General features: G+C 38.1%; 1 protein-coding gene. It reads left to right on the top strand.

Going from position 1 to position 14038, the window contains the following annotated elements; genetic code table 11:
• Nucleotides 1-292: 292 nt before the first annotated feature.
• Nucleotides 293-14038 (top strand): SLAP domain-containing protein (locus tag LACWKB10_RS09500; protein WP_034981687.1); only part of this gene is annotated, 13746 nt, incomplete at its 3' end.

Here is a 14038-nt window from a genome sequence, read left to right as displayed (position 1 = left end):
TATGGAAACACACTAGATAAATTTGTATCACAAATGTAATAAAAAACATTTTTTCAATAAATTTGAAAAATGTTTTTATTTTTTATATTTTATTTATTTTTATTTTATAGCCTTTATTATCTATAAATAGTGATATATATAAATTAAATAATGTTATTTGAAATAAAAAATAATAATTTAAAAAATAACATTTATTTATAATATTATTTTTACTTACAAAAGGTATATTGACAATTAATAACGATGGTTATAAAATTCAAAGTGTATTTTTAAATTGAAGAAAGGACAACTTATGTTAGGTAAAAATAACTTTAAAGAACGACTAAGAAAAATGGAAATGCAACAAAAACAGGATCGCTTCTCAATTCGTAAATTGACAATCGGTGCTGCTTCTGTTTTGTTAGGATTCACTTTTCTGGGTTTAGGGAGCCAAACGGTTAAAGCCGATACTGATCTTCCCACTCAACAAGTCGATAGTAAAACTGAAACCAAGTCATCCGAGTCTGATTTGAGTAAAGCTGCAACAGAGAATAAGAAGGCTGATTCTCAGTCAACTCAAGAAGATAGACAAACCAAAAAGACCGAAAAAGAGCCAAAATTATCTACTTTTTCAGGTTTATCTTCATTTTTGAAGAGTAGTGATGAGGACTCTAAATCTGTAAGCAAGTCTGGAAATACAAAAGACCAGACAAAAAAAGATAGTAAAGAATCTGATCAACCTACAGAAGCGAAGCAGCCGGATACTGGTGCAAATGACGCAAACGCAGTTACACCGGGAAAGACTGGTTCAACTGGTAAAGACACTAACACTGATATTACCTCCGGAGACAATACTTCAAGTAATGGTAAATTGCCAGATGATTCACAGGCAAATGTGATTAAGCCTGGTGATAATACTAGCAATAATGATGAGCAAAATAGCAGCACGGATAAAACTGCGCCTGCAAAAAACAAAAATCCATTAGTTAAGGATGCTGGTGATGGCATTTCTTATCAGGTTTATAACTGGAAAGATTTTCAGGATGCGCTGAACAATATAAATATCACTGAAATTATTTTAATGAATGATATTAGCGCAAATCCTAATAATGGTAATAATACTTTTGATGTTCCAGGGCGTAATCTCTTAATTAGATCAAACGGAAATGCCAAATATAAACTTGACTTCACTGGTTATTCACCTAAACAAAAGGGTGGTACAAATGCAGATGTTACTTATCAAAGTCTTAATATGCGCAGTGGGGACTATTACGGTGTTTGGAATACCGATAATGTAAATGGTAATTATCATGCCAACATTATGTTTAAAGATTGTTCGTTTGAAGGCTCGCAATTAATCTATGCTGGTAGCAATACTCATATCTTTTTTACCGGAAATAATGATGTTCATACTGCAAAATGGCCCAACCGTAGTGATCAACAAATGTTTGAGTTTACTGGTGGTAAACAAAATGACAGTATAGAATTCTTAGACGGTGAATTTATTGGTTCAACGTATGGTGGCTCTATAATCGAAATGAAAGGTAGTACCAATAATGTTAAAATTAACAGGGGTGCTACCGTAACACTTAATCCTGTGCAAGACTTTGATGGAGGTGGAAGCACTGGTGAATGGGGCTTTCCATATAGCGCTATTTACATGGAAAACGGCGGAAATGTTCAAGTTGCCGGCGTTTTGAATATTAATATTGGTCTGAATAAAGTGAGACCTTATACAGGAAAAAGAGATGCCGGTAAAGCCAGGGCTGTTTATTTAAAAGATTCTGGTTCATCATTTAACATCTTACAAAATGGTCAAGTCAATATTAATACTAATGGTAATATTACTGATGCTGCTTCAGGAAATCTATTTTATGATAACGGTAATTTGAACATTAATCCTAAAGGTGAATTAAATATTCTGGGTAGTGACATGGGTGATTACTCAGGCACACTAGTTTATATTACTGGCTCAGCTGATGTTGAAAATGGTGCCTTTAATATTAGATTAGGTGATAAGCCGGGCACAGGAGCAATTAAACTACTCGATGTTCAAGGTGGAACTTTAAAAGTTAACAATCCGACATCGTTTATTTTGGATTCTCATAATAATTTCAACCCGTTAACGAGCATCATTGGCAATAACAAGATTACAATTACTAATGTTCGCCAGCAGCTGCAAACTAACTCTGGCAGCAGATTTACATTGCCGCCTTTCCATGTTTTACAACTGCAGAAATCAGCGAAGGGCATTTCTGTAAATAACATAGAAATGCTTGATGGCAGTAAGACCTTGACTCAAGAGCAGCTAGATGAAATTAAGAACGATCCTACCATTAAAGATATTATTAATGACAGAAAATTTAGTTCTTTCTTAGCTGCTGCTGAAGCTGCTGTTAAGGATCCACAATTTAATACATTAGATGATATTATCAAAAATGCTTTAGAAAATGCTCTCAGCAGTTCAGATTCGGACAGCTATAATAACGTAGCTTTTGGTCCTGCTAACCCAAGTGGATTCTTGGATATTGATGATGATAATTTACAAGTTATCAAAAATAATGACGGTTCTAGGACTATCAAAGGAAAGGTCAAGAATTACACTGAAGAAAATGATGGCCCAAGTAGTGATAATGCCTTTTATAAGTACTTTCCTAAGGGTACAAAGGGTTATGTAATTATTAGATATATTAGCAGCAATGCTAAGTACAATAGGGTTATTCAGGAAGATAAAAATCTGAAGCCTTATGCGAATACTAATGACAAATATCGTGGCGATATTATTGATCGTGTTCCGGAATTGCCAACTGTCTTTACCTCTGCAATCAATCCAGATGGAACTTTTTCAGTAACAATACCTTCTGATGTCACTTTAAACATGAATACGGGTGATAAGATTGAAATAACACCCAACGCCAATTTCGTTGAATACAATCCAGAAGTTGTCGAAGTAGGTTCTCGTCCGATAGTTAAGAGTTTAGGTATTCTTACTTTGTCAGAAGCTAAAGATGACGCTGCTTCTACGATCAGAAATGCAGTAAAGGACGCCAAGAACAAGAAGCCATCTAATTTAAAAGAAAGCCAATCAAAGACTTTTGATGACGAGCTGGCTAAAGCATTGGCAATGGCAGATCCAGTCACTGAATCTAATAAAGACACAACAGTTTATGGTGCAGATACCATTGCCGAAGTCAATAGACGTAAAGGAGTAGCTCTTGATCTTGTGAATAAAGCTTTGCAAATTGCTAATGATGAGTCTACTGAGCAAGATAAATTGGCTGCGGCCAAAGAAGCTGCTAAACAAGCACTTGAGAATGAGCTCAATGGTAATGGTACTTCTGGAATGCCTGGTGTAGTTAACCAAATTGCAGATTTAGCAAACAGTGGTTTAACTCAAGACAACGTTAAGAAATATCAAGAACAGGCACAGAAAGCATTTAACGATGCAGAAAAAGCTATTGATGACTGTGACAGTTTTGATGAAATCACAAAAGCTCAAGGCAAAGGTGTAGCAGAGATTGATCAAGCTTTAACTGATGCTAGAGCGCAACAACTTATTGATAAAGCTGTAAGTGACTTAAAGACTGCTAAAGAAGATGCTTTGAAAGAATTAGCAGCTGAAAAGGCAACTGTTGAAGATAGCATCGCTAATTTAAAGAATATCAGTACTGAAGCTAAAACTGCATTTAATAAGGAAGTTGAAGCTTACTATCAAGACGCTGTTGACAAGGTTAATAACCCGTCACCAGCAAGCCTTGAACAAGTAGACATTGAGAAGAACACTGGGATTAGAAACATTGACAGCGTTTTGGACAAAGCTACGGCACTGGATAAGGAAATTGCTTTTGACCAGAAAAAGCTTGATGACTACGCCCAGGCAGCAGCAGACCGAATCAATAAGACAGACATGTCCGATGACGAAAAGCAAAACGCAGTAAACAACATTAATAAGGCTCGTGATGATGCCAAGATAAATGTGGGCAAACAATTGACGGCTGAAAATGCAGATAAGGCTACGGATGATGGCGAAAAGGCGATAAAAGCAGCTGAAGATAACGCTAATGCAGCGAACATTGAAGCCGCTAAAACTTCTAACATTGCTAACGTTAACGCTGCTGCTGATAGCGCCATTGAGCGTGTGAATAAAGCTTATAATAGTTTGACGGAAGCTGGCGAGCAGGACAAAGCTGCTGCCGATAAAGCGGCTGCAATTACAGCTATAAATCAGGCTAAAGCCGCAGCCACCGAAACAATTAAAGCTGCTACAAGCAAAGATGCAATCATTAATGCCTTTAATACTGCTAAAGACAAGTTTGACAACGCGGCAACCACAGCTGAAGTTTCTTTTGCAAAAATATCAGCTATTGATGCAGTCAAGAAAGAAGCTGACAGTGTCAAGCCGAGTTTAAGCTCAGCAGATCAACAGAAAGTTGATGGTATTGTTGCAACAGCCAATAACGATTTCCAAAAAGCAACAACAGTCGACAAGGTTAATAGCATTAAAGATCAGGCAATTAAAGATATTGATAATGTTAAAACAACGGCTGATGTAGTTAAGGAAGCCGAAATCAAGGCTAACAAGGACACTCAGGCAGCTAATATTGATGCGGCAGCCACTGCAGCTAAAAAGCGTGTAAGTGATGCTTACCAGAAACTGTCAACAGACAATCAAACTAGTTGCCAGGACTCGTTACAGAAAGCTTTAAATGATATAGACCAGGCTGCAAACTCTGCTAAAAACAATATTCAGGTCGCACAAAATGTGGAAGATATTATAGCTGCAGCTGAGAAAGGTACAAAAGCAATTGCTGCTATTGAAACAAAAGCAGAAGTAACTTTTGCTCAAGCAGATGCAAAAGAGGCAATTGCAAATGAAGCTAAGAAGGTTAAGCCAAACTTAAGTGCAGCTGATCAACTGAAAGTTGATGGCATTGTCACTGCAGCTAATGGCAAGATTGATGTAGCTACTGATGTTCCAACTATTAATAGTATCAAAAATCAGGCAATTCAAGATATAGACCAGGTCAAAACTACAGCCGATTCAAGTGCAAAGGAAAAAGTTGATAAAGCAAAAGAGCTGAATAAGACTAGTATTGATGGAGCAGCTCAAGCAGCGATTGCGCGGGTAGACGCAGCTTACAACAACTTAACAACTGCTGAAAAGGCAGCCAATAAAGGCACATATGACCAGGCTATTTCAGATATTAAAAACGCTCAAAGCACCACTGATGCCAAGATTGCGGCCGCAACTACTGAAACTGAAGTTACTGCCGCAGCCAGTGAAGGCACAACCAACATTAACAAGCTGGCAGATGCAGCTGAATTAACCTTTGTCAAGATCACTGCTAACGATGCGGTACAAGCTGAAGCGGCAAAAGTTAAACCTAATCTGAAAGAAACCGCAGATCAAAATAAAGTAGATGAAATTGTTAGTCAAGCAAAAGATGATATCGGAGCAGCAGAAAACGTTGATAATGTAAACAGAATAAAAGAGAATGCCATCAAGGCAATTGACAACGTCAAGAGCAATGCCGAGCAAACGATTCAAAAAGCACAAGAAACAAGCAAAGTTAGTGTTGATGCTCAAGCAGAAGCCGCTAAGAAGCGGGTCAAAGAGGCTTATGATAAGCTTACAGCAGAAGAGCAAAAGACGGCGGCAGTCCAAACTGCATATAACGCAGCTAATAATGCTATTGATGAAGCTAAGAGTATAGCAGAGAGTGCAATAGCTGCTGCGCAAACTAATTCAGAAATTACGACAGCTGTTGATAATGCTAACAAAGCATTTACACAAGCAGCAGCTGATGCCGAACTTGCCTTTGCCAAGGTAGCTGCGATAGATGCAGTTCAAAGTGAAGCGGAAAATGTCAAGAAAGGCTTAAAGCAAACAGCTGATCTTAATAAAGTAGACAGTATAGTAACCCAGGCTAACAGTGATTTGAACAATGCCGACAGTGTTACCAAAGTTGACTTTATTAAAAACCAGGCAATTAAAGATATTGATAATGTTAAAGCTACAGCTGATGCAGCAATTGACAATTCCCAAACAATTAACAAAGCTAATATTGATAAAGCAGCAGCTGATGCAACTCAACGCGTTCAGAATGCTTATAACCAGTTAAGTGCAGCTGAAAAAGAGCAGGCTAAGTCAGAATATAATAAAGCTCTCAGCGATATTAATGACGCAAAGAATACTGCGGATGCGGCAATTCAGGCTGCAAAGACAGTAGATGATGCAACAAATGCCGCTACAACAGGAATTTCTGCAGTTAATGATATTGCCAACAAGGCTGAACTATCATTTGCAAAATTGGGAGCTAAAGGTGCAGTTAAAGCAGCAGCAGATGAAGTGACTAACAGTCTTGATAATGAAAACAAACAAAAGGTACAAGAGATAGTAACTACAGCAAATTCTAACATTGACAAGGCTACTACTATAACTGACGTGGTTAGATATAGGGACCAGGCTATCAATGATATTAATGGTGTCAAAACCGTGGCAGATGCTGTTCAAGAAGCACAACTAAATGAAAACAAGAAAAACAACACTGCTAACGTTAATGATGCTGCTGATGCTGCTAAAAAGCGTGTTGATGAGGCATATAACAAGTTAAATGATTCTCAAAAGAATGCCAATCATCAGACTTACCAAAATGCCCTTGATGCGATTACAAATGCTGCAAATAGTGCAAATAACCAAATTTCACAAGCTGCTTCAAGTGATCAAATATTAGGTATAGTTAAAGATGCTAAAGCTCAGTTTGACAATGCAGCAACAAAAGCGGAAGTAGCTTTCGCTAAAGTAACAGCTAAAGCAGATATTCTAAATGAAGCTAATAAGGTTAAGAATGACTTAAAGGCTGATGCTGATAAGAATCGGGTTGACAGTATTGTTAACACTGCAACCACCAATATTAATAGCACTAATACTGATACTGTAGCAAAAGTAACCAGTATTAGAGATCAGGCTATTAAAGACATTGACGCCGTTAGAGCTGAGGCTAATGGTGGTGAACAAGCCAGTCTGGAAGAAACTAAGAATAATCGTACCGGTGACGTTAATAAAGCAGCAGCAAGCGCTAAAGCTCGGGTTGATACAGCTTATGGCAAGCTGACATCGGCTGAGCAAGATGCAACAAAGCAGGCCTATAATGATGCTCTTGCTGCTATTGAAAATACGCGTCTTAAAGCAAATAACGATATTGCCAGTGCTGAAACTAAGGATGCGGTAAGCGACATAGCAGCAACAGCAGAGCAGGAACTTGATCAAGAAGCGACAAAAGCAGAGGTTGCATTTGCAAAAACGGCTGCTAAAGATGCGATTCAGGCTGAAGAAAAGAATGCTATTGCCGATCTGAAAGGTCAAGATGATAAGACTTCTGTCCAGAACATTGCTAACGATGCTATCGCAGAAATTGACCAAAATTCAACAGATACTGTTGCCAAAGTAAACAGCATTAAAGACAGCGCAATTAGTGCTATTAAGGCTGTTAAAAATACTGCAAATGCAGTAGATAAAGCTATTGTTGACGAAGCTCGCAAAGACAGCTCTGAGAATATTAATGAAGCAGCTGAAACAGCTAAGAAGAGAGTCGAAGCGGCATATAGTAAGCTGACGGAAACCGAACAAGCAGTTGCCAAACAGGCTCATGATGACGCCCTTAACGCAATTGCAAGTGCACAAAAAGCTGCTAACGATGCAATTTCTTCATTAAATTCAAAGGCAGAAATTACTCAGGCAGCAACTGAGGGTATTAATAAGATTAATGTAGCAGCAACTGAAGCAGAAGTTGCCTTCGCCAAGGTAGCAGCTAAAGATGCAGTTCATGAAAAAGCCAAATCTGTCATTGATCAGTTGAATAAATCTGATGATAAGAAGCAGGTACAGGCAATTTCTGATCAAGCAGATAAAGATATTGACGCAACTGCAACGGATACTGTAGATAAAGTAAACAGCATCAGAGATAAAGCAATCAGCGATATAAGTAACGTAAAAGCAACTGCGGATACTAATGAGCAGAAAGAACTAGACCAAACAAAGGAAAATAACAAGACTAGTGTTGATGATTTAGTTAAAGCTGCTAAGAAACGTGTTCAAGATGCTTATGACAAACTCGGAAAAGACGAAAAAGTTTTAGCTGCAAGTGATTACAGTAAAGCCATGGATGCCATCACCCAAGCTCAAACCACAGCAAATGATGCGATTAGTGCGGCTACAAATGCGGATGCAATTGTTAAAGCAGTAAGCACAGCTTCTACTGCCTTTGATACAGCAGCTACAACAGCTGAAGTAGCATTTGCCAGAGTGGCAGCTAAGACTGCAATCCAAGCTGAAGCTGATAAAGTCAAAAAAGGTTTGAAGCAGGAAGTTGACCAAACAAAAGTCGATAACATAGTGTTACGAGCAGAAAATGATCTTGCTGCAGCTGTAAGCGTAGATAATGTAAATACTATTGCAGCTCAAGCTATTAAAGATATTGATGCCGTTAAAGATACTGCTGAGGAAAATGAGCAAAACGATTTTGCTAAAGTTAAGACTGATACTAAGCAGAGTGTTGATCAGGCTGCAACAGCTGCAAAGCAAAGAATTAAGGATGCCTATAATAGTCTTAGTGCAGACGAACAGGCAGCAACTAAGACAGATTATGACAAAGCAATCCAAGCTATTACCGATGCTCAAACTACAGCTAAAGATGCTATTGAAAAAGCAACGGACAAGGATGCTGTAAGTAAGGCTGCTGGAGAGGCCGATCAAGCTTTCACCCAAGCAGAAACAGAAGCTAAATTAGCATTTGCTAAAGCAGCAGCTAAAGATGCAGTACATAAAGAGGCAGGTATTGTTAAGGGCAAATTGAGTAAGGATGCTGATAAGAAACAAGTAGATGTAATTTCAACTCAAGCTGATACTGCTATTGATAATGCTAGCGATATAACAACTGTCAATAAATTAAGAGATAAGGCCATTAGCGACATTGATGCTGTTAAAGCAACCGCCGATGCAGTAGATCAAGCAACTATGGAACAAGCTAAGAATAATGGTAAGACCAATGTTAATGGTGCTGCTGACGATGCTAAAAAACGGGTAGAGAATGCATATAATAATCTTAATTCTGACCAAAAGAATGATAATTATCAAGCATATCAAAATGCTCTTACTGCAATTGACAACGCTGCAGATGCAGCAAATATCCAAATTGGTCAAGCCCAAACTGCTGACGAAGTTAATGGGTTAGTAGATAATGCTAAGACCAAGTTTAATGATATTGCAACTAAAGCTGAAGTAGCCTTTGCTAAAGTTATAGCTAAAGCTGCTGTTCAAAAGGAAGCAACAAAGGTTAAGAATGACCTGAAGTCTCAAGCTGATAAAAACAAGGTTGATGGTATCGTTAACCAAGCTAATATCCAGTTTAACGATATCACTACAGACACAGTGCAAAAGATAAACAGTATTAGAGATAAAGCAATTGATGATATTGACGCTGTTAAAGACGCAGCAAATGGTAATGAGCAGGCAAGTTTAGATGAAACTAAGAATAATCAAAAGAGTGATCTTAACAAAGCGGCAGAAGCAGCTAAAGCTCGAGTAGAAAAAGCTTATGGTAATCTAGAAACAGATCAACAACAAAAAACTCAGCAGGTTCATGATAATGCAATTACTGCAATCGAAAATGCGCTCCAAAAAGCAATTGCCGATATTCAAAATGCTGAAACTAAAGATGCTGTGGTAGCCATAGCAGCAACAGCAGAGCAAAAATTTGATCAGGTAGCAACAAAAGCAGAGGTAGACTTCGCGAAAGTGGTAGCTAAAGATGCAGTTCACAAGGAAGCCGCTAACGCTCAAAGTCAGTTAAAGAACGCTGCTGATAAGCAAAAGGTTCAAAACATTTCTGATCAAGCAGATACCGATTTTGATGATGTTGCAACAGATACGGTAGACAAAGTAAACAGCATCAAAGAAAATGCTATTAGTGCAATTAATGCTGTTAAAAATACTGCATCAGCAGTAGATGAGGCTTTGCTAGAGCAGGCTCGTAAAGACAGCACTCAGAACATCACTAATGCCGCAGAAGCTGCTAAGAAACAAGTTGAAGATGCTTATGAAAAACTAAGTTCAAGTCAAAAGGCAGCAACAAAACTTGACCATGATAATGCGCTTACCGCAATTGAAAATGCCCAAACTGCAGCCATTGATGCAGTCAATGCAGCAACAAGCAAAGATGCTATCACTTCAGCAGCTAATGATGGAGTTAACAAGATTAATGCAGCAGCAACTACCGCAGAGGTAGCTTTTGCAAAAACGGCTGCTAAAGATGCGGTTCAAGCTGAAGCTGCAAATGTGGTTAAGAATCTGAAAGACAAAAAAGATCAGGAAACAGTTCAGAAAATCGCTGACGATGCAGTGGCAAATATTGACAGTGCTTCAACTGATACAGTGCAAAAGGTCAATGATATCAGAGATCAAGCCATCAATGATATTGATAAGGTGAAGAATACTGTTGATACCGCTGAACAAGCTAAGTTAGAAGAAGCTAAAGACAACAGTCAGGCAAGTGTTGATGCAGCTGCTGCAGCCGCTACAAAACGGGTTGAAGATGCATATAATAAGCTTAGTTCGCAGCAACAAACCAAGGCTAAAGCAGATCATGATGCAGCTATTACTGTAATTAAAAATGCACAAAAAGCAGCAAATGATGCTATTGCGCAAGCAAAAGATAAGGGTGCAGTGGCTGAAGCTGTTTCAACTGCAAATACAGCCTTTGATCAGGCAGCCACTCAGGCTGAAGTAGCTTTTGCAAGGGTAGTTGCTAAAGAAGATATTAGAAATGAAGCAGATAAGATCGAAAATGGCTTGAGCCTTGAAAGTGATAAGGCTAAAGTTGAAGGCATTGTCAACGAAGCTAATACACAGTTAAATACAGCTGATACAGTGCAAAAGATCAATGATATTAGAGATCAAGCCATCAGTGATATTGATACTGTTAAGACAAACGCAGATAAGGCAGCTGCAAATGAGCTTGATAATGACAAGAAAGATGCAATTGATGCTTTAACTAATAAACAAACTGAAGTTAAAAATGGCATCGACTCCCTGAAAAATGTCAGTGATGAAAACAAGGCTGCTCTAAAAGATAAAGTAGATCGCTATTACCAAGATGCAGTTAACAAGATTAAAGATGCAGGTACAACCACTTCTGACCAAGTTAACAATGCTAAACAAGAAGGCATCGATAACATGGGCAAAATTCTTGAGGATGCAAAAGCTTTAGATACAGCTATTGCAAATGACCAAAAGAAATTAGATGATCATGCTTCTGCAGCAATTGACAAGATTAATAAGTCTGATTTATCTGACGCTGACAAAGAAAAGGCTATTGAATCAATCAATAAAGCTCGTGATGATGCTAAGGATACTGTTGCTTCACAGCCAACTGTTGAAAAGGCGGACGCAGCTGAAAAAGCTGGTGAGAGTGCAATTGATACAGCAGAAAAAACTGCTACAGATACAGATTTAGGAAATACCAAACTTACCGAAAAGACCAAAGTCGAGGCTGCGGCAGACAATGCTAAGAAACAACTTGATGATGATTATAATAAGCTGACTCTTGACCAGCAGAAGGAAGTTAAAGATAAGTATGACAAAGCTAAAGCAGATATTGACCAGGCTAAAGCTGATGCTGAAAAAGCAATAGATTCAGCTAATTCCAAGCAAGATGTCAATAATGCATCTGATAAAGCTAAGACTGACATTGATAAAGCTAAAAATGATGCTGAATTAGCCTTTGCTCAAGCTGCAGCTAAGGACGCAGTTAAAGCAGTTGCTGAAGATATCAAGAGTGGCTTAAATAAACAAGAAGATAAAGACAAGGTTGATTCTCTTGTTGCTCAAGCTAATAAAGATATTGACGATGCAACTACAATTGATTCTGTAAATAGCATTCGTGACAAAGCAATTACTGCAATTAAGGGTGTTAAGAATTCTGCTGATCAGTCAGATAAAGATAACTTAGCTGATGTCAAGTCAACTAATAAAACAAATGTTGACCAGGCGGCAACAAAAGCTAAAAACAGGGTTGAAGAAGCTTATAACAAACTTGATGACACTCAAAAAGCTACTACAAAAGTTGACTATGACAAGGCCATAGCCGCTATTGAGGATGCTAAGAAGGCAGCTGAAACTAAGATAGACAGTGCTACTAATGCAGACGCGGTTGCAGCAGCAGTTGACAATGCCTCTAGACAATTTGATTCTGCTGCAACAACAGCTGAATTGGCCTTTAGCAAAGTGGCTGCCAAAGATGAAGTCAATAAAGCAGCTTCTACGGCTAAGCCAAGTTTGAGTAAAGATAATCAGGATCGAGTAGATGAGATAGCAAAACAGGCAAGTGTTGATATTGATTCAGCTGAGACTGTAGCTAATGTTGATAGAATTAAGCAAACGGCTATTGATAAAATTAATGCCTTGAAAGGTAATGATGAAAAAGACTTAGTTCAAGCTATCTCAGATGCAAAAGCAGAATTGAGTAAAAAGCATGATGATGCAGTAGCAAGGCTGAAAGATAAGTTTGGTAAAGATGCAGATACCACTGAAGTAGATAAGGCATTTAACTCTAATAAGGACATCACTGGTACTTCGGTTGATGAAGTTAAAGAGCACGAATTAGCAGCCGAAAGGGAATTGGCTAAAGGCGAAGTTCAAGACACTGGCACTAATGCTAAGAAGAAAGTTGACGATTTAAAGCACAAGGATGGTACTGACTATACCCAAGCTGAAAAAGATGCTATCAAGAACCAAATTGACAAAGATGTTCATGAAGCTATTGATAAAAATGGTACTATTGATCAAGCAAGCGATTCAGCCGGTGTTGACAAAGCACGTAAAGATGCCGTAGACAAGATAGTTAGTGAATCTATTCCTGATAGTCAAGAAGGTAATAAAGTAATAGAACAGGATCCAGATGTCTTAAAGGAAAGACTAGCCCAAGCTCGTGAAACTGCTTCAAATTATTTGAAACAGAGATTCGGTAATAATGCTGACGATAGTACTATCCAGCAGAACTATGAGCAGGCATTAGCCAACCTTAAAGAAAAGCCAACTGACTTAGCAACCGAACTTGAAGGTGAAAAGCTGATCGCCAAGGGTGCTTTAGCAGATGCACAAAAGGCTGCAAATAAGAATGTTGATGGTAATTCTAATTATGATTCTGCTGCTAAGAAGCAAATCAAAGAGCATATTGTGAAGGATTACAATGAATTTGTGAACAGCATTAATGCATGTTCGGCAGTCAGCGAAGTAATTTCTGCACAACGTAATCTTGGTATTGATCAACTATATCGTGACTCCACAGAGTCGAATGTTAATGTAACCAATATTATAGAAAGCGGCGGTAATGGACAGCAAGTACAACCGATAGTACCTGCTCAACCTGATAAGACTGAAGATAAGGAAAATGATAAGAAGAATGAAGACTCTGAAAGAGTAATCTTAATGCATAATGCATACTTATACAATAGTAAAGGCAAACGTGCGAATGGCATTACCTTAGGAGCTGGATCAATTCTTGATACTTACGGTATTGAAACAATTAATGGTGAACAATATTATGTTTTAATTGACAAGGGTTCTGATAATAAGAAGTACTATGTTGCAATTGGCAATGTTAAGAGTACAGTTCAAAAACTGAAGCACAATGCTTATGTTTACAACCAATATGGTCAACGTGTAAAGAAAGCAGGCAAACTAAAGTCAGGCGAAGTTATTACTACTTACGGCAGTAGCGTCAAGATTCGCGGTAAGAAGTACTTCATCATTGCCAAGAACCGTTATGTGAAAGTGGCAAATATCTCAAGTCAAAATGTACCTTTAAAGGCAGCAACGGCCAATCAAACTGCTGCTGTTGAAGCAGGTGACCAATCTCATATCATTGTTAATAAAAAGATAATGCACAATGCATATCTTTATGATCAAAATGGTATTCGTGCAAATGGCTTAGTAATAAATGCTGGTTCAAATGTTGACGTAGTATCGCAAAAAGTTGTCAACAAGAGGTTATATTATGTT

Source organism: Lactobacillus sp. wkB10 (genome assembly GCF_000760615.1).
GTDB classification, from domain to species: Bacteria; Bacillota; Bacilli; order Lactobacillales; family Lactobacillaceae; genus Lactobacillus; species Lactobacillus huangpiensis.
The sequence above is the reverse complement of the archived record's forward strand: the minus strand, read 5'-3'. Positions and strand labels throughout refer to the sequence as shown.